Here is a 20,937-nt window from a genome sequence, read left to right as displayed (position 1 = left end):
ATTGTTGTTTATCTTGCTATGTTTTCAGGTTGTTGTTGGTCAATTTGATGAGGCTATTGGTCAAGAGGGGCAACCGCTGCAAGCGTTGGAATATGTGCTTGTACTGCTCTTCGGTTAATAGGTTTCTCTCCGGTGCTTTAGCCCAAGAAACCACCTCTCCCCTCTTTGTCATCCTGGAAGGATCTTGTTGGAAAACTAGAAAGACTTTGTTCAAGCGCCGCTGCCGTTCGCCCACAAGATCCTTCCAGGATGACAAAGAGGAGTCTAACTTCTTAGACCAAGAACCAAGAACCAACAATCAATCATACCTTCCGCTTGAGTTCAAAGTGCTTGCCCAGGTACACGCGGCGCACCTGCTCATCGGCGGCGAGTTCTTCGGCGGTGCCGGCTTTCAGGATTTTGCCTTCAAACAGCAGATACGCGCGGTCTACGATGGAGAGCGTTTCGTTTACGTTGTGGTCGGTGATGAGAATACCTATGTTCTTGGTCTTGAGCTTGGCTACAATGGTCTGGATCTCTTCTACCGCAATGGGGTCTACCCCCGCAAAAGGCTCATCCAATAATACGAACGACGGGTCTACAGCCAGGGCGCGGGCAATCTCGGTGCGGCGTCGCTCTCCCCCAGACAGCACCACGCCTTTGTTTTTGCGCACGTGCGTAAGCGAGAATTCCTCCAGCAGTTCCTCCACTTTCTCGCGTTGCGCCTGCTTGCTCATATCCGTCATCTCCAGCACCGACAAGATGTTCTCCTCCACCGTCAGGTCGCGGAACACCGATGCTTCCTGCGCCAGATAACCTACCCCTTTTTTGGCCCGCCGGTACATGGGTAATTGGGTGATGTCTTCCTGATCCAGGAAGATACGTCCGGAGTTTGGCTTTACCAGCCCCACAATCATGTAGAAAGAGGTAGTCTTACCGGCACCGTTTGGCCCCAGCAGCCCCACAATCTCGCCTTGGTTTACCTCTACGCTCACATCGTTTACCACCGTGCGAGACTTGTATTTTTTGAACAGGTTTTCGGAACGTAAAATCATTGCCTAAAAGTAACGAATAAACCTCAGATGTGGTATGGAACCATGAAAGTGCCACCGCTACGCACCCTTGCAACATAAGGTTTTAGTCCTGAGTATAATTAATCAAATAATATGCTTGGCCACACGGGAGAATAGTTGCAAAAGCTGTCATTAAGCCATACCTTTTACTACTCTTTAGCCCATGTCTGCATTCTCTATGTCTCTCCTGCTTAGGAAAGCTGCCCGCCCCTTGGGAGTGGCGGCAGCCTTGTTTACTCTCTGCCTGACTTTGCTTAGCGCGGGTTCCGGCCCGTCTTCCTATTTGCATGGCATAGACGTGTCCCGCTACCAGCAAGAGGTAGACTGGAAACATGTGAAAGACTCAAACATCAATTTCGCTTTCATTAAAGCCACCGAAGGCGATTTCCTGAAAGACCCTTTCTTTGACAGAAACTGGGAACAAAGCCGTCAGCAAGGCATCAAACGCGGTGCGTATCACTATTACTTACCGTGGGTGCCTGTAGAAAAGCAAATTGCCCACTTCCTCAATACCGTTTCTTTACAGCCCGGTGATCTTGCTCCCGTGTTGGATGTGGAGACTTATGCCGAGGACATACCTGATGCTCACATGCGCCGCGATATCCGCCAATGGCTCTCTGCCGTTGAAGAACATTACGGGGTGAAGCCCATCATTTATACCTACCAGCGGTTCTATGACCGCAAGTTGCGGGGCCACTTTCCCAACCACCATTTCTGGATTGCCCGCTACCAGAACGTAGAGCCTTCTACCCACCCCAGCGATAAGATGGCTTTCTGGCAGTATTCTGAAAAAGGCACTGTAAGCGGAATTGACGCCCCAGTAGACGTGAACTGGTTCTACGGCGACTTGGAAGATCTGAGCGCCCATTGCGTACCCGCCGCTTTGCCCTCTAGGGAGGTGATCGCGCAGTTTAAATAGTTTCCAGGCTCTTTTTCAGGAATTAGGGTTAAAACAGACAGAGGAGACTACTTTCTTCGCTTTGCCAGGAGCCAGCCCATCACCAAACCCAAGGCTGTTCCTAGGAGAAATGTCTGGGGAGAAACCACCGGAATAAACCTGGTTTTCTTGTCGGTGATCTCGAACACCCCCTTGGGGATGGTGTACAGTCCTGCTCCGGCACCAGACCCTTCCCCTTCGGCGTTTTCCGGTTCTGCCGCTTTCCTTTGTCCCTGCCCGTACCCGCCGCCCAGCCCCAAGGCAATCTGTGCCACCGGAATGATGGTTTTTCCCTGTGTTTCTATGGGCTCCCCAAAGATGTTCTTAATGGAAGCATTTTGGGTTAAACTGCCCGCTACAATGCCGCCCATGTTTTTATCTTCTGAAGGTGATGTTGTCATATCCGTTTCCTTTTCTCCACTTCTGTACAGAACTCTTCAGGGAAAAGTTGTCTTCTGGTAAACTGCCGTGAAAACAGGATTGAGGCCTACCTAAAAATGCCCAGCACTCTTCAAGGGAGACTGGGCATTTTTGAGTTACTTTATGAAAATGAGCCTAAAAACGACTACCTGATAGTAGCAGGTTGGGCAGTAGTAGAGGTAGTTGGCTGCTGGCCAGGAGTTGGCGTAGCAATGGCTGGCTCCTCAATTAGTTCCAAACCGTACTCTTTGCCCTTCACCAGGGTAGGAACGCCTTTCTTCATCCAGGTTGGTTCTGGGGCTCCTTTCAGATAATGGTCAAAAAACTGGGACATGCGCACCGAGAGGTCTTTGCGGTTCTTGCGTTGCATCAAGTTGTGGGCCTCGCCATTGTAGACCAGTAACCAAACCGGTTTGTTCAATCGGCGCATAGCCATGAACATTTCTATGCTTTGGTACCACGGAACGGCCCCGTCATTGTCGTTGGCCATCATCATGAGCGGTGTCTCTATTTTTGGCGCATAGAACAACGGCGAATTCTCTATGTAGTGCATGGGTTTTTCCCACAACGTTCCGCCAATGCGGCTTTGGGTGCGCTCATATTGGAACTGGCGGCTCATGCCCGTCTCCCACCTGATTCCGCCGTAGGCGCTGGTCATATTGCTCACAGGCGCTCCGGCCATGGCCGCTTTGAACATATTGGTACGCGTTACCAGATACGCCACTTGGTAACCGCCCCAGCTCTGCCCCTGAAGCGCCATGTTCTTTTCGTCTACAAACCCCTTCGCCACTAAGCTTTGCACCCCCGGTATAATGCTGTGATACGCACTCTCGCCCGGATAGCCGTCTTTGTAGATAATGTCTGGCACAAACACCAGATAGCCTTGGCTCACGAATAACGGAATGTTGATGGTAGAAGCGCTAGGCGCCGGAGAGCGGTAGTTGTGCAGCGTCTCGGCGTTGCGCTCATAGAAGTACACCACCATGGGGTATTTTTTCTTCGGGTCGAAGTTTTCTGGTTTGAACAGCAAGCCTTCCAGCGGAACGCCATCATCTGACTTCCAGTCTACCAATTCTACGTTGCCCCACAAATACTCGCTTTGTTGCGGGTTCGCATTGCTGATTTTCTGCGGCGTATTGAAATTGGTATTGGTTACCCACAGGTCTGAGTACTCTCTGAAGCTGGCTTTCCGGAAAACGAGGCGGTCACTGTTCTTGGCTTTCCGAACGCTGACAAAACTATATGGCTCCATCATGACTTTCTGCGGAGCTCCGGCTTTGGTCACGTAATCTGTGTAGAAACCAGCATCTTTGGTCTTGAGGTTCAAGGTACGCAGCAGCAGTTTGTCTTCTGACGGTACCACGCGCTGGCTTGGATTGAGGCTCAGGTAACGGAACTGTAGATTGTTTTGGCGTCCATACCCGTCGGTGATGTTTATGCCGGTTGCTTTTCCGGTAGGGTCTAGTCGCCATAAGTCGTAGCGGTCATTCACCAGCAGGTACTGATCATCTTTCGTCCAGCCGGTTAGGCCATACTCATCCGGAAGGGCGGGCATGTCATTCTGCTCATCGTAGAAGGCCACCTTCAGCTTCTTGGTCAAGTTAACCGGCGTACCAGACTTCACGCTCATGGCTTTCCAGGAACTGTCAGATGGCTCATACCAGTACAGGTATTTTCCGGCGGGCGAAAGTCTTGGCGTGCCGCGGGTGTCTTTCACGGCTAATTTCCGGCTTCCGTCTTTTAAATCAATAAGCCAGGCATCTTGCCGGGAAGGAGAGTCATAGCCTACGCTCATGAGGTAGTTCACATTGCTGCTTCCTACGGCCACATCGGCGGTACGCCCGGGGTTCAAAGACACATCTGGGATTTCCAGTGTAGCCAACTGTACTATTTTCTTGCCTTTTACATCATACACGGCCAAAAACGAGCGTTTCTGTTCGCGCTCCAGTTGCTTTAGCTGCATAGGCTGAATGAGCGGGTCACGGTACGTCCAAACGTCTAAGCTAACTTTGTCCTCGTCTAGTTTGGTGGTGTCTTTCTCGTATTGGGTGGGCCTTGGGAAAGTGCCGAAGAACAGGCGGTCACCCTTCTCTGAGAAGCCTAGCTGCGCGTGTTCGCTGACCATCCATTTGGCAGGCATTCCTTTGAAAGTAGTATCGGCAACCACGCGGGCCCGGTTGTCTTTGGCTGTCCAGTGCAACAGCTGAAAATACCGGATGTCTTTGCCCGTGCTGTCTTTGCTGGAAACAAAGGCCAATTGCTCACCGGCTTTGTCAGAAATCAAGTTCTTGTAGGTAACGCGGCCGCTGTCTACCGGCATGGTTTTACGGGCGGCGGTGTTGAAAGAAAACACCCCTCCATTGCTTTTAGCATCTTTACCGGCTTTCACAAAGAACAGCATGTTACCTTTCTCTGAGAACAGGAAATCAGTGACGCGGTCAAACCGATATTCTTGGCCTGTAGGCAAATGACGCAGCACCAACTCCGTTGGGTCTTCCTGCCTTGACGCACCTGCCCCAGCGCCCCTACCCGCGCTTCTGCCTGACGTGGCGGCGGGGGTTGGCGTAGTAGCTTTGCTGGTGTCTTTAGCCGCTTTAGCAGCTAATGGAGCCTCTAAATGATAGGCCAGCCACTCGCCGTTTTGCTTAGGCAGTTTGTAAGCCTTCACCCGGGCTACATATTGCGCGCTCCCTTTGCTTAAATCCAGAATGGCCAACGAGTCTTTGGGCATCTCCTCGGGCTTTTTCTTCTTCAGTTTGGCCTGGCGGGTAGCGGCATAGGTAGGTTTTACCTGAAAGATGGCAAACCGGCTATCAGAGGTAAAAGCACTGCGGTACCCGCGGGGGAACGTCTTGCCGGAGTTCTGGGCTAAATCTCTCAGATGCAGCATGCCGTCGCCTTCCTGCGGGTTTACGGCATAAAGCAGGTATTTCCCGTCATGGGAAAGGGAATCTGCCTCAATGCTTTTCCACGCGTCATAGACATCATGGGTCAACACTTTCTTGGCTGGCGTCTGTGCTTGCGCGGTAAATGCGCCAGCACTCAGCAAGAGCCCCGCCAAAAGAATTTTAGGTTTCATACTAAGTGAAGGTTGTAGGTAGAAGGATGGTAGGAAAGCCTAATTTATATTATTTGAAGCACAGATGCGAACTTGTTCTCCGCTAAATCCTGGCCGCATCGGTTTTAGGGCTAATTCCCGGAAAACAGGCTTAAAACGAAGGAAAAGCACGGTTGCCGGTGAACCTTGGACAGGTCGAGACCTGTCCGTACATTTCTGGAATCATAGCAGGCAGAAGGGAAAGGGCAACCACCAGGCACGGCCCCTTCTTCATCTCTGTTTTAGGCCTTGTTTTGGAAAAACGGGCTATAAACCGCGCTTGGGTTTCCTACGCGAAGCGGATGTCTTTGATGCGCAGTTGCAACGTGGTAGTCCCCCGGAACACGTTCTCCTCCACGCAATAGCACACATCAAACGGAATGCCTTTCTGGATGCGCGGGTAGTACTCGGCCATGCCGAAGGCGATGGCGTCAAAGAAGGTTTCGCCGTCTTGGGTGAGGCGAAGTTTCAGGTGGGCGTCTCCTACCACCCGGGCCGAGCCGGTGTCATACACGCAGGTGCTCATGAACACGGGGGCCATGTTGCCCGGGCCAAAGGGTTCCATCTGTTTCAGGATGTTGAAGAAGTTGGGCCTGATCTGGCTCAGTTCCAGCGGCATGTCAATTTCTACCATGGGTACCAACTGTTCCTCCAGAATGGTATTTACCACAATTTGCTCAAAACGCGCCCTAAACGCAGGCACGTTCTCTACCGGTAAGGTAAGCCCGGCCGCATACATGTGCCCACCAAATTGATCCAGCAGGTCTGCGCAAGCCACAATAGCCTGGTGCACGTCAAAGCCATGTACTGAACGGGCAGAGCCGGTGGCTTTGCCGTTAGACTCGGTGAGGATGATGGTAGGGCGGTAGTATTTCTCAATGCAGCGCGAGGCCACAATACCCACTACGCCTTTGTGCCAGTTCTCTTTGAACAAAACCGTAGAGCGCGCGCTGCGCAGGAAATCATCCTCCTCAATCATCTGCAGCGCTTCTTTGGTAATGCTGGTGTCATGGCCGCGCCGCTCTGAATTGGAGACATTGATCTTCTTCACCATCTCATCGGCCTCTTCCTTCGTTTTGGCCAACAGCATGGCCACCGAGCGTTTGGCATCGCCCATACGCCCGGCGGCGTTGATGCGCGGTGCAAACCCGAAGACGATTTGCGTGATATCCAGTTCACTGCGCAGCTCGGCCAGTTCTTTGAGGGCTTGCAGGCCGGGGCGCAGCACGCCGTTGTTCAGGCGCTGCAAGCCGTGGTAGGCCAGAATGCGGTTCTCGCCCGTGATGGGCACAATGTCGGCGGCAATGCTCACGACTACCAGATCCAGCAGCTCAAAAAGCGGTTCCTCGTTAATGCCTTGGTGCTGACAAAAGGCTTGCATGAACTTAAAGCCCACGCCACAACCGGCCAGCTCTTTGTACGGGTACGGGCAATCGGCACGTTTGGCGTCCAGCACGGCCACGGCCTGGGGCAGTTCATCGTCGGGTAAGTGGTGGTCGCAGATAATGAAATCAATGCCTTTGGTGTTGGCATACGCGATCTTGTCAATGGATTTCACGCCGCAGTCAAGAGAGATAATCAGACTGTACCCATTTTCCTGAGCCCAATCAATGCCCTGGAACGAGATGCCGTAGCCTTCGGCGTAGCGGTCTGGGATGTAGTACTCAATCCTATCCTGGAAGTACGACTGCAGAAATCCGTACACCAACGCGACCGAGGTGGTGCCGTCCACGTCATAGTCGCCGTAGATGAGAATGCGTTCCTGTTGGCGCAAGGCTTCTACCAACCGGTTCACGGCTCTGTCCATGTCCTTGAGCAGGAATGGGTCGTGCAGGTCTTCCAGCGAGGGACGGAAAAAGGCTTTTGCCTCGTCAAAGGTGCAAATGTCGCGCTGGCAGAGAATGGCCGCCAACGTGGCGCCTATGTTCAGGCTATCAACTATCTTCTGTACTTTTGCGGCGTCCGGCGCGTCCTTTACTACCCATCGTTTCTGCATCGGTTGTTGCTGCGGCTTGGTCTGTGAAATGAGGTCACAAAAATACGAAATCTGTGAGAGAACCGGGCACTCGTTTCGGTACCTTGGTGTTTTTAAACGACAGAACCTTCCATATAGCGTTACTCCCGTGAAAAGATTAAAAGAGTTTTACCATAAGTACAAAGACTATGGCTTGGTAGACAGCCTCATGTACCTGTCTTTCTTCCTGTTCCTGGCCATTCTGTTTATCTTCTTCCGGGACTAGCGTTTTAGGGGTGATTTCTGAAAAACAGGCCTGAAAAGCGTAGTGGCTTTCTTTGTGCACGCAGCTTGCTTTCGCTGGCGTGGTGGCTGGCTGATGCGAGGCTCTTACGCTTGGTTGTTGCATTGCTGCCCTCCGTGCGCTCACGGCCGCGGGGGGCCGTCTTCCCCTCTCGCACTGCCCTCTGGGCCCGGGAAGTCCTTTGCTCTTAGTTTTGTCTGTCTAGGGCCAAAAGCGAGGCGCGCCCGGGGAAGACTGGAACTGGGAAAGTAGCAGGGGAGGTTCTGATAGAACCTGTAGAAGGCACTGCCTTGTCTCTTGCACGCATTCCCTTCTCCTTCAAAGGCGTAAGGCGTGTTCCCCTCCTCAGAGGGGGGGTAGGGGTGGGTTCTGTCTCCCCACGCTATACCGCCCACTCAAATGACCTTGCAGCGTCTTTAGACCTGCGAGCGTCTGCGCCAATACCGCTTACAGCCTATTTTCTAAAAATGACCCGAAAATAAGTGGGTACGCTCCACCGTGTTGTTGGGGAAAAGGCAAATCCTGCCAAGTACGCGGACACAATTAGTTTGACATACTTTTCTTGTTGTCCTCCTGGAAGGATCTTGGTGGCGAACGGCAATTGCGCTCCATCAAGGCTATTCTGGTTTGCCCACAAGATCCTTCCAGGAGGAAAAATAGGATAACGGAATGCTGTCTCCGTACTTATTGTGGTGGAAGGTTACGCATTCCGCCTCCCTGCTTTGGGTAAAAGCCCCGGGTTGTTTTCAGGCTGGTTTTTGAAAATCAGCTTTAAAACAACCCGGGACTTTGCTGTTAGACCTTATCTCCCCTCAACTTCCGAAGCCGTTTCCGGGCCTCGGCTACAAACACGCTGCCTGGGTGCTTCACCAAGAGTTGGTTATAGAGTTCCTGGGCTTTCTCGGGTTGTTTCAGGTTCTCTTCGTTTAGTTTGGCTAAGAGGAAAAGCGCGTCATCTGAGAGGATATCGTATTTGGGGTTGTCAATGATCAGTTGCAGGTTTTGGGCGGCCTCCGGAAACTGCCCTACCAATTGCAGCAGTTCTGCCTTCTGGAAATAGATCTCGTCGGTGAGGCTGTGGCCGGGGTATTTGGTGAGCAGTTTGTCCAAGGCGGCCATCGCCTCGGGGTACTTGTGCTGGAACACCAGGAAATCAATGGCGGCGTATTCCTTGAGTGCCGCCATAGAGGTATCCATACCCGTGTTGTCAATGATGAGCAAACTCAAGTCCAGGGCATCATTCGCGATTTCGCGGCTGGTGGCTAGTTTTAGGATATCCAGGTGGCTTTGGGCCAACTCGAAATCGCCTTTGTAGTAGCTGAGCCGGGCGTTGCGGAGTTTGGCCTCATAGCCCAGCGGCTGTTCTTTGTGCGCTTTTTCTACCTGGCTGTAGAGCAGCGTGCTTTCCCACGGTTCTCCGCGTAGCAGGTACACATCGGCTAAGATCAGTTTGGCTTCGGCCACTACGTTGGGTTTTGCCCGGGGCATGGCAATGACTTCCTGCAGGTTCTTCACGGCCTCCGGCTGCGCCTCTAAATAGAAGGCCTGCAGTTCGCCCAGTTCTTTGATGACTTCGGCGGTACGGTCGCTGCGGCCCAGTTCCTGCAGAAGGGCTTCGTATTCCTGCGCCAGCAGCTTTATCTTCTCTTTGTCCAGCGGAAACGTATTCTTCACCTGTTCTTCGCGGGCCTGAATGATGCGCTGCCGCGCGATGGGGTACAAATCTCCGGAACGGTATTGCTGCATCACGTAGGTATAGCCCTCAATGGCGGTTTCGTAATCTTTGTTCCGAAGGCTGATGTCGGCCATGGAAAGTACGCGGGCACCTCCGCCCTGGGTGCGGCGGTCTAGCGCGCGGGTTTGCAGCAGGGCGGGGCCGAAGTCCTTGCGTTGCAGCAGCGTCCAGATGAGCAGTTCCTGTACGGGCGTGGCATCTGGTTCGGCCTGCACGTCGGTCATGAGCCGCTGCTCCAGCATGGCAAGGGATTCCTCGTCACGCAGGGTGTTTTGCAGCATGTTCTGGGCATACATCAGCGGCACGCTGTTGCTTTTCACCTGCCGCAATACTTCGTCTACCAACAGATCTGTTTTGCGTTGGTAAGCATACAGCTGTAGCAACTGTGCCGCGAATGTCTTCTCGCTTCCGCTCAGTTGCCGGGCCTTCAGGTAGGCCTGCTCTGCGTAGGGAAACAGATCTGCCTGCTGGAACGCGGTAGCCACGCCATACACATTCTCTGGGGTGGTGGTTTGCACTACCTGCGCCCAGGCCTTCTCGGCGGCGGCGGCGTTGCCCGCGGCTTGCAGGACGCGCCCTTCATCTATGGCGTACGCGGGCACGCCCGGATATTTCTTTTGCGCCCGCTTCACCAGTTTGTCGGCCTCTTTGAAGTTGCGTAGGGCCAGCAGGGTTTTAAGGTAATCTGGGTACACCAAGCCAAATTGGATGTCATGCTCTATTAGTTTGCTGAACAGGGCCTCGGCTTTGCCGAATTCGTTTTGGCGCAGGTATTCTTTGGCCAAGGCCATCTGCTCTGGAACTCCCTGGGCCCTACTAGGCGGCACAACCATTGTGAGGCATCCTACCACCAGTGCCCACATCAACAATAATCTCTTCATGGTTATTCTCCAGCTAAGCTATTCTCCCTTAACGTATTCTACGGGTATTCAATATACTGTTTTAAGCCCGTTTTTCTAAAAACAGACGCCAAACAGGACAGCTTTAAAACGCAAGAGCCGCGCTGGGTGGCGCGGCTCTTGCAATGTTTCTTATAAACGGTTGGTCTTAGAAGAACCGAACGCGGTTATCTTCAATCTTGGCGTTCTTGCGTACGGCCTCATACAGGGCACCTTGTACACGTCCGGCGCGGGTTCCTTGCAATTGTTGTTTGATAGAAGCTACATCGGCAACCGGAGTGGCAGGGCTGATGCTGGCTAGTTCCACAATCACCACGCCGCCTTCTCCGTCAATTGGCGCGGTACGCTGCCCTGGTTTCAGGCCGAATGCTTTCCCTACCACTACTGGCTCAAATCCTAAACCCGGGATGTTAGCGGCACCCAAGGTCACGTCATTGGCAGGACGAACAATGGCATCTGGGCCGTATTTACCCGCTATCTGATCTAACGGGCCAGAAAGGGAAGCCAATTTGTCTTTGATTTTCTCCGCTTTCAGTTCATTGCGAACCAGAGCAGTTAGTTCTTCCCGTACATCTTCTACTTTGGCCGTTCCTTTTTCGCGTTTGCCGGTTAACACCGCTACTACGTATTGGTCATCCATGGTGATTACCGGAGAGACAGAACCTTCTTTGGTGTCTTCAGAGAAAGCCCAACGCACCAGTTCCCGGGCATTCTGTAGGTTGTTCACGGCCCGGTCAGCCGCGGTGATGTTTTTGGCTTCGGCTTTCATCACCCCTTTCTCACTGGCTACTGCTTTGTTGAAAGACTCCAGGTCTGAGCTGTTGGCGGCAATGGCACCGGCCCGGCCGAAGGCGAACTCACGGGAATTGTCGCTTGGGGTTAACGCGCGGGTGACCTGTGCTACCTGATAGGTCTTGGTAGTTTTAGGCTCCGTGATTTTCACAATGTGGTAGCCGTAGTCGGTTTCTACCAGGTTTGGCAACAGCCCAACCCCTGGAGCGCTAAATACGGCTTTCTCAAAGGCTGGCACCATCCGGCCCTCAGTGAACCAACCCAGGTCACCGCCCATAGAGGCAGTTCCGTCAGTACCGTGCTGGGCCGCTAACTGAGCAAAGTTCGCCCCACCTTTGATCTGGTTTAAGATACCCTGGGCTTTGGCTTTCGCGGCGGCTTTGGCTTCTGGGGTGGTGTTGTCTGGCTTGATTAAGATGTGGCTGGCGCGTACAGAAGCGGGGCCGCCTTCTTTCACGTCCATGATCTTATACAGGCTGAAGTTTCCGTTCTGGGCGAAAGGGCCATACAGTTTGCCTTGCTCCAGGGTTTGGGTTTTCAGTTCTTCCGGCAACTCATTGGCGGGCACGTAGGCTGGGTTGAACGGAGTATCTGACTCTGCTTTCACAAACAGAGAGTCGTTCTCAGTGGCGGCAAAACGGGCAGCCAATTCAGCGGTTTCTTTGCTGTAGTCTGCACTGTCTTCGCCGGAAGCAGATACCGGCACGGTTACGTAGGTGATGGAACGGCCTTCTTCTACTTCAAATTTCTTCTTGTTTTTGTTCAGGTACTCGCTCAGTTGGTCATCGGTTACTTTCACCGTTGAATCTGCGATGCTGAAGTAAGGAACAAACAATGAGGTGATGCTCGCCTTGGTGTTTTGCTCGGCGTTGAAGCGCTTGGCTTCTTCGGTGGTCACGTAGTTAGAGAACGTGAACAGGTTGTAGTATTTGTTACGCAGGCGGTCTGTGGCCAGATCCTGCTCGTATTTACGCCAGGCGGCTTGTTGCTCTGGAGGCATGCTGCCCAGGTTGCGCAACGTCTGTTTTACCTGCTCTACGTTGAATTGCCCGGTCTGGGGGTCAGTGAACATTTGTTTCAGGGCGGGGTGCACGTTACGTCCTTGTACCATGTCTACCTGCTCGTCTTCAGAAATGCCCAGGCCTACTTTCTCAAACTCTTCTTCAAAGGCATACTTGAACACTAACTGGTTCCAGGTCTGCTCACGCAGAGAAGCCGTCTCTGCCTCTGAAGGCTGGCGCCCGTATTGGCTGGCGTAGTTATTTCTGGCCTCCTCAAACATGGCCTCAAACTCCTGCACAGACACTTCATGCCCGGCAACCTCCCCTACCACCATATCGTTCCCGAACAACCGTGAATTAGGCCCTAGCAGGTCTCCCAACACAATGAAAATGAGCAAGCCAATAGCAATTGCGCCAATAGCAAACCCTGACTTCTCCCTAATCTTGTTAATTAATGCCATGTAAGTAGTAAACGTATTTTAAGCGTTATGCAAAATAATCGCAATATGTGATAAAATCAAAATATAAGTGTCTATAACGCAGGTTATTCTTCTGGGGAGGCTAACCTTACGGTAAGATGTACCGTATTGATGCGGTGCTCGTCCATGGAAAGGATGCGTATCTCAAACGGCGGAACCACTACTACGTCGCCCGCTGAGGGTATTTCCTCCAGTACAGACAAGATAAAGCCGCCTAAAGTTTCATAGTCGCCTTCGGGGAGGTGGAGATTGTATTTGTCGTTGAGGTAATCAATTTCCTGGCGGGCACTGAAGAGGTAGGAGTTTGGTTCGGGCAGGGCTTGCTCCAGCAAATCTTCCTCATCGTACTCATCGTTGATATCGCCCAGAATCTCTTCCATCACGTCTTCCAGGGTCACAATGCCTGAGGTACCGCCAAACTCGTCCAGCACCAGCACAATGCTGCGGTGCTCGGTAATGAATTTCACAAAGAGCTCGCGGGCCAGCAGGTTTTCGGGCACGGCCTCCATGGGCGTCAGGATTTCCTCAACGGTGGCGGGGTTGCTGAAGAGCGAGAACTGATGGCAGTACCCTAAGATATGATCCAGGGAGTCTTGGTAGATGAGGATTTTGGAATGGCCGGTCTCAATAAACGCCTGCCGAAGCGCCTCTACCCCGTCTTCCAGTTCTATGGCGTCAATCTCGGTGCGCGGCACCATGCACTCCCGCACCTTCACATTCTTGAACTCCAGGGCTTTGTTGAAAATCTTGCTGTCTACCTCACTGGAAGGCGCCAGCACTATCTCATCGGGGGTATGCAGCCTTACGGCGAAAGGCTGATACGCCAGCGCGTTGGCCAACACTTCGGCGTCATTTTCGCCGTCTTTTTCAGAAAACAGGCTTAAAACGGCGTTTATGAGCAACGTGACGGGGTAGAACAGCACAAAGGAAAAGGCGATGAACGGGGCCACGCCCTTGAGCAGACGGGCCGGAGAAATCAGGCTTGCCAGTATTCCCAACAGCAGAAACAGCAGCCATGTGGCCACTACCGTAGCGAGGCCTGCCAACCCAAGGGCCACCTGGTTTGGGAGGTATTTTTGAAAAACAGCCGAAAAACCCCCAAACAAACCAAGCCCCAGCAGTAACAAGCCCAGCCCCAGCCCTAACTGGATGGTGAGCATTGTCCTTTTTTCGCGGCACAGGAGAAAGCCCAGCAGGGAGTTGGGGTTCTCCGTGACCTGTAACCGGATGTAAGCCCGCCCTATCTGCCGCATGGCTATCTCTGCCACGCTGAAGAGCACTAACAGCAGAAGTCCTGCCGCGGCAGCTATGTACGAATTGTCAGAGTCCATGAAGCAGGGAAAATCAGGGTTTTGCCTTGTTCATACGGAAAAGCATGAGAAAGATAATAGATAACATAATGATCCAATAACTTTCCACCACCCCATTCACCATGGATTGATGCACGCCAATCACCAGGAAAGCGACGGCCAGCGCCATGTATATGGTTTGCTTTAAGTTCATTGTTTCAACACAAAAGAGCCGGAGAATTGTTTTAAGGTATAGTCAGAGAAGTCTTGTTTGGCGGTAAGGCCTACCCCGGTCACTACTTCATCTACACTGGTGATACGTACAAACTTGTCTGTGAAGATGCTTTGCTTTTGACGCTCCCAGAATAGTTCCTCGGTGTTTAGCTGTTCTTTTTTTACAATGTTCTTTACCACCACATCATTGCGGGCAAAGTATTGGTCTTTGGCTTTGTCATACCGACCGTATTTGGCGGTAATGATGGTAGTAGGCGTTTCTTCCTCGTAAAAGGTGATGTACATGCCTTTGGGATAGATGATGTCTCCGTTCTGTAGCTGTTGTTCTACCGGGGCGCTCAACTTCAGCTTCATTTTAGCTGAGTCGCTGTAAATGGTTACCTGGTTGTAGGTTTCTGAGGAAGGGCCGTTGTACTCAATGGGTTTGATGGTCTCTTCTCCCTGCTGGCAACTCCAGCTGAACGCGCTCAGGAGCAACGCTGCTAAGAGAGAAGCTCTGGTGCCCCCGTATGTTTTCAACAGAATTTGAATCAAAGTACTCATTCCTTTAAACGGTTCAGATACCAGACCCAAAAATCAGCAGTAGATTGAGGGGCCTGGTATCTGTCTTTCTTTTGTCTGGAGTGTAACGTGAACTTGAGTGCTAAGGGATGAAGCTGTTTAGAGTTTTATGCCTGTTTTCATAAAAGCAGGCTAAAAACGATGTCATAAGTGGACGCTTGCACCAAAGGAATTTCTTTAAATGCCAGTTAATGAAACATTCTAAACAGGTTCGGATGTTTAAACTTGGTCTTTCGTGCGGCAAACGGCCATTGCAAGAACCGTTTTCGCAGAACCTCACGCTTGCCGTTTTTGCTTACGAAACCAAAATTTAAACATGCTCTAATCAAACTTCCGTTTCACAAACCATCTGTTGTTGAAGGTCACGCCTATGTTTACCCGCAAGTACTGTTCTTTCAGTCCGGTGTTCTTGGCTTCTAACTGGCCTACCGTAAAACTGGTGTTCAGCAAAGCCTGGGTATAATCTGGCGGCCGTACGCCTCTTCCCAACGGAAGGGAGAAGCCGAAGGTAAGGGCCATGTCCTGCAGGTCATGCGGGCTGGCAACAGTGTTTCCTCTTGAGATGGCGTTGATCTGTGAATTACCATAGTAGCCGCCAAAACGGTAGGTTACTCTTTGCAGGTAAGAACTCACAGAACCGGCATCTGGCGTGATTTCCGTTCCTACGCCAATTCTGTAGCCGTCGCCTAATTCCTGGCGGCCTGCCTCCTTGTTTAAGCTGAAGCCTCTGTAGTTTGATCCTGTCACGCGGGTATAATCTGCCCCTACAGACCAGTTCTTGTTGTTGTCATACGCCAAGCCTAGCTGTAACATCTGCGGCACCGTGGTATAGCCTTCCAGGCTGTCCGTCACCAGGCTGGAGATAACCGACTCATCCAGATACCGGCGTTCCTGCGCGGTCTGCCGGTCGGTTTCTATGTTGGCTTTGCCGGTGTAGGTTCCTCCTATGGCCAAGCTGGCTTTGTCACTTATTTTTCTCCGGTAATGCAGCCCTCCTTTGAACGCAAGGCCAGAATACCTGGAGGTGGTGTGAATCAAGGTCTTTTGCAGCGCACTGGTAGAATCCTGGCTGTCTACCAGAATGGTGGATTCCTGCCGGTCAATAGTCCCGAACAGGTAAGACCCAGACACGCCCGCAGTTAAGCCGTTGGCGATTCTGATGCCGTGCGCAAAGTACACTTCGTTTAGACCGCCGCTGCCGGTGTACTCATTGTAAGAAGTAACCGTGGCTTCGGCTCCGGCCACCGGGGCACTGGAGATGGTAGAGAAGTTTACCCGGCTATAGGGCCGTAACCCAATAGAAGTAGTCCACCTACGGGAGATGGGCAAAGAAAGGCCCAAGTACCCCAGATTGGCGGTACCGTCTACCTGCGAGGTGTTTTTATCAGATAACCGTTTCAGTTCAGAAGCCACAGCGGCTTCAAACGTGACGGAGCTGTTGTAGTACAGCAAGGCCGGGTTCTGGTCATTGATGAGACCAGCACTACCGGTGGCTACCCCTACCTGCCCCATGCCGGCACTCCGGATGGAAGTGGAGCCGTGCACCATATCGCCCACGCCAAAGCGGGAATAAGGGGAGTTGGAGAGCTGTTGCGCCTGTAGGTGTTGTGACCCAATTGCTAGGCCAGAGATCAATAACAGAGCGCGGAAAGGCTTATACATTATACTCAAGTATTCGGTTTAACCCGATTAAAACCAATTCGGGAATGACAAAGATGCGTGCTTTTACTGTACTTTCAAAAAACGGGGCGTCGCCGCCGCACAGAATAACCGTTAGTGGTTTGTATTGACGCTCATAATGTTGGATCATGCTTTCTGCCTCGGCCACCGCGCCGTAAAGAATTCCTCCTTTTATAGCCTCAGCGGTGGTTTTGCCTGGCCTGGGTGGTAGCTCATAACCTTCCAATTGCGGCAGCTTGCCGGTGAAGGTATGCACCGCCTGGTACCGCATGGTAATGCCCGGCGAAATGCTTCCCCCTTGGAAGGTACCATCAGCGTCTAGCAGGTCATAGGTAATGCAGGTGCCCGCGTCCATAATCAGGCAGTGCTGCCCTTTGAACAGGTACTGTGCCCCTACTGCGGCCGCTAACCTATCTACGCCCAACGTGTGAGGTGTTCCATAGTGGTTGTGCACCGGCACCGGGGTCTGGGCATGGAACAAAACCCGGTGCCCCGTCACCGGAATATGCTGCACCAACGCTGCGGATTCCTGACTCACCGAAGACATAATGGCGTTTTGCAGGGAAATTCCCGCCAGTTCTTTCCCTAAGGCGGGAAAGTCTGGGCAGGTATATTGTTGCACCAAAAGCCCGTCTTGGAAAAGACCGGCCTTGATGCGGGTGTTCCCCCGGTCTATTGCCAGATTCAGCATTCTAGGAACGATGACAGATTACATAAAGTATTTCAGCCGAACTACTTCTTTTTCTGACAGGAAGCGCCAGTTGCCTCTTGGCAGGTCTTTCTTGGTCAAGCCTGCATATTGCACGCGGTCTAGCGTTACTACGTCATAGCCCAGGTGTTCAAAGATGCGGCGCACGATGCGGTTCCGGCCAATATGGATTTCTAAGCCTAAGAATTTGTTGCTGCCTCCTAACAAAGCCACGTCATCTACTTCGGCTTTGCCGTCTTCCAGCTCAATGCCTTCCTGGATCTTCTTCACATCTTCCTGGGTAATGGGCTTGTCCAGCTCCACCTGGTAGATCTTGGAGATCTTGTTGGAAGGGTGCGTCAGCTTCTGGGCCAGTTCCCCGTCATTGGTGAAAAGCAGCAAACCGGTGGTGTTTCTGTCCAGACGGCCTACCGGGAACATACGCTCTTTGGAGGCATTCTTTATCAGATCCATCACGGTTTTACGGCCCTCAGGATCATCAGTAGTGGTCAGGAAATCTTTTGGTTTGTTCAGGAGCACGTACACCGTTTTCTCGCGGCTCAGGGTTTTGCGGCCGTATTGCACGGTATCAGTGGGCGCTACTTTATAGCCCATCTCCGTTACCACCTCTCCGTTTACCTTGATTTCGCCTGCGGCGATGAGTTCGTCGGCCTCACGGCGAGAACAGATACCGGCGTTAGCGATGTAGCGGTTCAGGCGCAGGTCTTCGTTTCCGTAGGAGTCATCTCTTTTCTTCCGGCGCTCTTCGTAGCGTTTCAGGTTGTAGAAAGGCGCTTCTTGCGTTTCTTCATTGTTTTGGCCAAAACGGCCCTCTTTTGAACCTCTGTTTTGGTCTCTGCCAGCACGGTCATGGCGGTCTGGACGGCTGTTACTGCGCTCCGGACGGTCATCCCGTTTCTGGAAAGACGAAGAACGGTCATCGCGGCCCCGGTTTTCACGGGGAGCGTTGCGGTCAAATGGTCGGTCACCTTCTCGGCGGGCCGGACGCTCAGAACGGTTTTCGTCCCGATTTCCGGAAAACGGCCGGTTTTCGCGGGGAGCGTCATTGCGTCTATCTGTAGGACGGTCAGCGCTTCTATCATCACGGCGGTCACCGCCCCGGTTGAAGCCGCTGCCTTCTCTGTCTCCGCTTCTTTCTCTGCGGTCATCGCCGCCGCGGTTGAAACTACCGCGTTCGTTGCGGTCAGAAGAGAAACCTCCTTCCCGGCGGTCACCGCCACGGGCTGGGCGGCTGTCATCTCTGCCAGCGCCAAAAGACGGACGGTCTGCACCACGGCGCTCCCCGCCCCGGTCATCACGGTTATTGAAAGAACGACGTTCGCCGCCACGTTCCTCCCCGCCCCGGGCCGGGCCTCTGTTGCCTTCCCGGCGGTCTTGGAAAGAACCACCGCTGCGGGTGTCTTTGCCTTCAGAACGGTTGAACCCGCCTTCTCTGGCTGGTCTACGGTCTGAACGGTCATTATCCCCGCGCGGTCTGTCGTCCCGACGGTCGTTGCCTCTGTCTGGTCTTTCAAAGCCGCTTGCCGGACGGAAATCGCCGGGACGGCGGTCGTTTTCTCTTCTGGGCGCGCGTTCTCTGTTTTCGCGGTTGGTGTTTACATCTCCGTCACGGTCATCTTCGCGGCGCGGTCTTTCTGAACGGGCGCGGTCACCGGCTGGTCTATCTGAATTGTCTGAATTTCTGTCTCGGTTGCGGAAGCCACCTTCGCGGTCGCCGGGAGCCGGGCGGTCAAAGCGGGTGCCTCTGCCAAATACTTTTCTTTCGCCGCCGCGAGAATTATCCCGTGCGCGGTCGTTGCCTTCTTGGGGCGTGTCTTCGTTTCTTGCCATGTTGTTGTGAAAAACTGCAGTATCGCTACTGTATAAAAGGATGTGATTCTAAATTACAGGTCGGCGGTTTCACCGATGGTGTTCTCTTCCGGGGCCAAATCTCTGAGTTGCGGAAGGTCTTTGAGGTGGTTAATGCCGAAATGCTCCATGAACTTCTGGCTGGTGCCAAAAAGAACCGGACGGCCGATGGTGTTGGCTTTGCCTTTGATTTCCAAAAGGCCTTTCTCCAGCAGACGCTGAATGGCGTAGTCACAGCTCACGCCTCTGATCTGCTCTATCTGGGAGCGGGTAATAGGTTGTTTGTAGGCAATGATGGCCAAGGTCTCCAAGGCTGAAGCCGAAAGCTTCTTCTTAGACTTATGCTTGAGCAAGATACTAACCGAATCTTGATAAGCCGGTTTGGTTAAATACTGATACCCGCCGCCAATGGCGTAAATCTGAAAGGCAAAGGCATCGGTAGAGAATTGAGCATTGAGTTGCTCAATTCCCTCCAATACATCACTCACGCTCACCTCGGTCACCAGTGCTTCAGAAAGGCATTTCTGCAAATCTTCAATAGACACGGGCGAGGTGGCGCAAAATATGAGCGCCTGAAGATGGTTCAGTAATAGATTCAAATTAGGTGCGGTTGGTTAGTCGTTGCGGTTCATCTTGGCCTCAATGGTGTGCTGCGTGTGCGGCACGGCCTTTAAACGCTCCTTCGGGATCAGTTTACCAGATTTGATACAAACGCCGTAGCTTCCGTTTTTGATACGGATGAGGGCATTCTCTAACTGCTGGATAAACTTCAACTGCCGGGACGCCAACTGGTTCAAGCTTTCTTTTTCCTGCGTATCTGCCCCATCTTCCAATACTTTAGAAGTAGAGGCGGTATTATCAGTTCCTGCATCGTTCCGGCGGCTCAAGGTTTCCTTAATAAAAGTCACCTCTCTGCGAGCGTTTGTTAGTTTCTCAATGATGATTTCCTGAAATTCGTTCAATTCCTCTTGGGAATACCGCTGTTTTTCTTCACTCATGGCTTTAGGGGTTCGTAACGGTTAAGCTATAGTTTGTTAGTATGCAAGAGCAGACAGTCCATTATTCCAGCAGATTTACTCAGTTTAGAAATACACCGAATTTATATAATCCTCTGATTTTTAAAAGTTCCGGCTGCTTAATTTTTGCGCAAAAATACAGCTATTATTCCGGAAAACTAAACAGAGTATCAAATTGATAGCTAAAATTTATGGCACATTAGCTTTAAGTCTCTACATTCTCCTCTTTTCTGCTCCTAAACCAAGTTAGTTCTATCCTAAACAGGCGCTCTGAATTCTACATCTTCCTGTTTTTGTAAGAGCATGTTTACAATTGTTCTTCATTTGCCCCTGTAAGAAAACAGGAAGGCCAGCTACTGTCTAGCTGGCCTTCCTGTTCTAAAGAATAACTGATTTGCTTAGCTTACCCAGTTCAACATCTGGATGGCGGTGGCCGCGGCTTCTACGCCCTTGTTGCCGTGCTTGCCGCCGGCTCTATCCCAGGCTTGCTGCTCATCATTGGTGGTCACCAGACCAAAGATAACGGGCTTGTTGAACTTGAGCGCCACTTGGGTGAGACCTTGGGCTACGGCATGGCAGATATAATCATCATGCTTGGTCTCGCCTTTGATGACGACGCCTAAGGCGATGACTGTGTCTATCTCGTTGCTCTGGGCCAGGAACTGGGCGCCCAGGGTGAGCTCAAAGCTGCCCGGCACGGTATTCCGGTAAATGTTCTCGGGCTTGGCCCCGTGCTGGAGTAAGGTGTCATAGGCTCCTTTGCACAGGGTATCGGTGATTTCTTTGTTCCATTCTGCCACCACCAAGCCAAATTTCTTACCAGAGATGTCTGGCAGGTTATCTGAGTTGTAGGCACTGAGGTTTTTAAGGGCGCTTGCCATTTTTGAAGGAGTTTTAAGAGATTGGGTTTCCCTGGGCTCTGCGTTTTCG

The 20,937-nt window shown here is 52.2% G+C and carries 17 protein-coding genes; 1 reads left to right on the top strand and 16 read right to left on the bottom strand.

Features of this window, described 5'->3' with window-relative positions; genetic code table 11:
* Positions 1–16 precede the first annotated feature (16 nt).
* Entirely contained in the window at positions 17–172 is a 156-nt protein-coding gene (locus HHO50_RS04695) for a hypothetical protein (protein ID WP_181304852.1), read from the bottom strand.
* A gap of 130 nt (positions 173–302) precedes the next feature.
* Positions 303–1,034, bottom strand: a complete 732-nt coding sequence (lptB, locus tag HHO50_RS04690) for an LPS export ABC transporter ATP-binding protein (protein ID WP_181304851.1) — start codon at positions 1,032–1,034, stop codon at positions 303–305.
* 181 nt (positions 1,035–1,215) lie between these two features.
* Between lptB and HHO50_RS04685 the strand changes: the two genes are divergently transcribed.
* Positions 1,216–1,971 carry a glycoside hydrolase family 25 protein gene (locus tag HHO50_RS04685; protein WP_181304850.1) on the top strand — a complete coding sequence of 252 codons (756 nt, stop codon included), beginning with the start codon at positions 1,216–1,218 and terminating at the stop codon, positions 1,969–1,971.
* Between the two features lie 47 nt (positions 1,972–2,018).
* Here the strand turns inward: HHO50_RS04685 and HHO50_RS04680 are convergent, their stop codons facing one another.
* The 14 genes from HHO50_RS04680 to ribH all read right to left on the bottom strand — a co-directional run bounded on the left by HHO50_RS04680 (position 2,019) and on the right by ribH (position 20,888).
* The gene (locus HHO50_RS04680; RefSeq protein WP_181304849.1) at positions 2,019–2,390 is read right to left on the bottom strand and encodes a spore germination protein GerW family protein; all 372 of its coding nucleotides are present in this window, start codon (positions 2,388–2,390) and stop codon (positions 2,019–2,021) included.
* A gap of 164 nt (positions 2,391–2,554) precedes the next feature.
* On the bottom strand, positions 2,555–5,488 hold the full coding sequence (locus tag HHO50_RS04675; RefSeq protein WP_181304848.1) for a prolyl oligopeptidase family serine peptidase: 2,934 nt from the start codon (positions 5,486–5,488) through the stop codon (positions 2,555–2,557).
* Positions 5,489–5,795: 307 nt separating this feature from the next.
* Positions 5,796–7,502: a single-stranded-DNA-specific exonuclease RecJ gene (gene recJ, locus HHO50_RS04670; protein WP_181304847.1), complete on the bottom strand. Its 1,707-nt coding sequence runs from the start codon at positions 7,500–7,502 to the stop codon at positions 5,796–5,798.
* Between the two features lie 1,057 nt (positions 7,503–8,559).
* A complete protein-coding gene (locus tag HHO50_RS04665) occupies positions 8,560–10,380 on the bottom strand; it encodes a tetratricopeptide repeat protein (RefSeq protein WP_181304846.1) in 1,821 nt (606 codons plus the stop codon).
* A gap of 166 nt (positions 10,381–10,546) precedes the next feature.
* Positions 10,547–12,652 (bottom strand): peptidylprolyl isomerase, encoded by a 2,106-nt coding sequence (locus HHO50_RS04660; protein WP_181304845.1) that lies wholly within the window; start codon positions 12,650–12,652, stop codon positions 10,547–10,549.
* Between the two features lie 83 nt (positions 12,653–12,735).
* Positions 12,736–14,001 (bottom strand): hemolysin family protein, encoded by a 1,266-nt coding sequence (locus tag HHO50_RS04655; protein ID WP_181304844.1) that lies wholly within the window; start codon positions 13,999–14,001, stop codon positions 12,736–12,738.
* A 13-nt stretch (positions 14,002–14,014) separates the two neighbouring features.
* Positions 14,015–14,173, bottom strand: coding sequence for a hypothetical protein (locus HHO50_RS04650; protein WP_181304843.1), 159 nt, complete (start codon positions 14,171–14,173; stop codon positions 14,015–14,017).
* Positions 14,170–14,736: an LPS export ABC transporter periplasmic protein LptC gene (lptC, locus tag HHO50_RS04645; protein ID WP_181304842.1), complete on the bottom strand. Its 567-nt coding sequence runs from the start codon at positions 14,734–14,736 to the stop codon at positions 14,170–14,172. The genes HHO50_RS04650 and lptC overlap by 4 nt, the downstream gene beginning before the upstream one ends.
* A gap of 339 nt (positions 14,737–15,075) precedes the next feature.
* Positions 15,076–16,416, bottom strand: a complete 1,341-nt coding sequence (locus HHO50_RS04640) for a hypothetical protein (RefSeq protein WP_181304841.1) — start codon at positions 16,414–16,416, stop codon at positions 15,076–15,078.
* Complete coding sequence (locus tag HHO50_RS04635; RefSeq protein WP_255478602.1) at positions 16,409–17,125, bottom strand: type III pantothenate kinase; 717 nt, start codon at positions 17,123–17,125, stop codon at positions 16,409–16,411. The genes HHO50_RS04640 and HHO50_RS04635 overlap by 8 nt, the downstream gene beginning before the upstream one ends.
* 18 nt (positions 17,126–17,143) lie before the next feature.
* The gene (locus HHO50_RS04630; RefSeq protein ID WP_181304840.1) at positions 17,144–18,973 is read right to left on the bottom strand and encodes a pseudouridine synthase; all 1,830 of its coding nucleotides are present in this window, start codon (positions 18,971–18,973) and stop codon (positions 17,144–17,146) included.
* Positions 18,974–19,026: 53 nt separating this feature from the next.
* On the bottom strand, positions 19,027–19,590 hold the full coding sequence (gene scpB, locus HHO50_RS04625) for an SMC-Scp complex subunit ScpB (RefSeq protein WP_181304839.1): 564 nt from the start codon (positions 19,588–19,590) through the stop codon (positions 19,027–19,029).
* A 15-nt stretch (positions 19,591–19,605) separates the two neighbouring features.
* On the bottom strand, positions 19,606–19,989 hold the full coding sequence (locus HHO50_RS04620) for a TraR/DksA C4-type zinc finger protein (protein ID WP_181304838.1): 384 nt from the start codon (positions 19,987–19,989) through the stop codon (positions 19,606–19,608).
* A gap of 416 nt (positions 19,990–20,405) precedes the next feature.
* Positions 20,406–20,888: a 6,7-dimethyl-8-ribityllumazine synthase gene (gene ribH / locus HHO50_RS04615; RefSeq protein ID WP_181304837.1), complete on the bottom strand. Its 483-nt coding sequence runs from the start codon at positions 20,886–20,888 to the stop codon at positions 20,406–20,408.
* Between the last annotated feature and the right edge of the window lie 49 nt (positions 20,889–20,937).

Source organism: Rufibacter sp. XAAS-G3-1 (assembly GCF_013623775.1).
Lineage (GTDB): Bacteria > Bacteroidota > Bacteroidia > Cytophagales > Hymenobacteraceae > Nibribacter.
Note: the sequence above shows the minus strand (reverse complement) of the source record. Positions and strands in the feature narration are given on the sequence as shown.

Bases quoted from the DNA above. Each gene is read 5' to 3' on its own strand.
- HHO50_RS04665 (WP_181304846.1), bottom strand. From the start codon at position 10,380: ATGAAGAGATTATTGTTGATGTGGGCACTGGTGGTAGGATGCCTCACA.
- HHO50_RS04660 (WP_181304845.1), bottom strand. From the start codon at position 12,652: ATGGCATTAATTAACAAGATTAGGGAGAAGTCAGGGTTTGCTATTGGC.
- recJ (WP_181304847.1), bottom strand. From the start codon at position 7,502: ATGCAGAAACGATGGGTAGTAAAGGACGCGCCGGACGCCGCAAAAGTA.
- HHO50_RS04685 (WP_181304850.1), top strand. From the start codon at position 1,216: ATGTCTGCATTCTCTATGTCTCTCCTGCTTAGGAAAGCTGCCCGCCCC.
- ribH (WP_181304837.1), bottom strand. From the start codon at position 20,888: ATGGCAAGCGCCCTTAAAAACCTCAGTGCCTACAACTCAGATAACCTG.
- HHO50_RS04620 (WP_181304838.1), bottom strand. From the start codon at position 19,989: ATGAGTGAAGAAAAACAGCGGTATTCCCAAGAGGAATTGAACGAATTT.
- HHO50_RS04630 (WP_181304840.1), bottom strand. From the start codon at position 18,973: ATGGCAAGAAACGAAGACACGCCCCAAGAAGGCAACGACCGCGCACGG.
- HHO50_RS04675 (WP_181304848.1), bottom strand. From the start codon at position 5,488: ATGAAACCTAAAATTCTTTTGGCGGGGCTCTTGCTGAGTGCTGGCGCA.
- lptC (WP_181304842.1), bottom strand. From the start codon at position 14,736: ATGAGTACTTTGATTCAAATTCTGTTGAAAACATACGGGGGCACCAGA.
- HHO50_RS04635 (WP_255478602.1), bottom strand. From the start codon at position 17,125: ATGCTGAATCTGGCAATAGACCGGGGGAACACCCGCATCAAGGCCGGT.
- HHO50_RS04695 (WP_181304852.1), bottom strand. From the start codon at position 172: ATGACAAAGAGGGGAGAGGTGGTTTCTTGGGCTAAAGCACCGGAGAGA.
- lptB (WP_181304851.1), bottom strand. From the start codon at position 1,034: ATGATTTTACGTTCCGAAAACCTGTTCAAAAAATACAAGTCTCGCACG.
- HHO50_RS04640 (WP_181304841.1), bottom strand. From the start codon at position 16,416: ATGTATAAGCCTTTCCGCGCTCTGTTATTGATCTCTGGCCTAGCAATT.
- HHO50_RS04655 (WP_181304844.1), bottom strand. From the start codon at position 14,001: ATGGACTCTGACAATTCGTACATAGCTGCCGCGGCAGGACTTCTGCTG.
- HHO50_RS04650 (WP_181304843.1), bottom strand. From the start codon at position 14,173: ATGAACTTAAAGCAAACCATATACATGGCGCTGGCCGTCGCTTTCCTG.
- HHO50_RS04680 (WP_181304849.1), bottom strand. From the start codon at position 2,390: ATGACAACATCACCTTCAGAAGATAAAAACATGGGCGGCATTGTAGCG.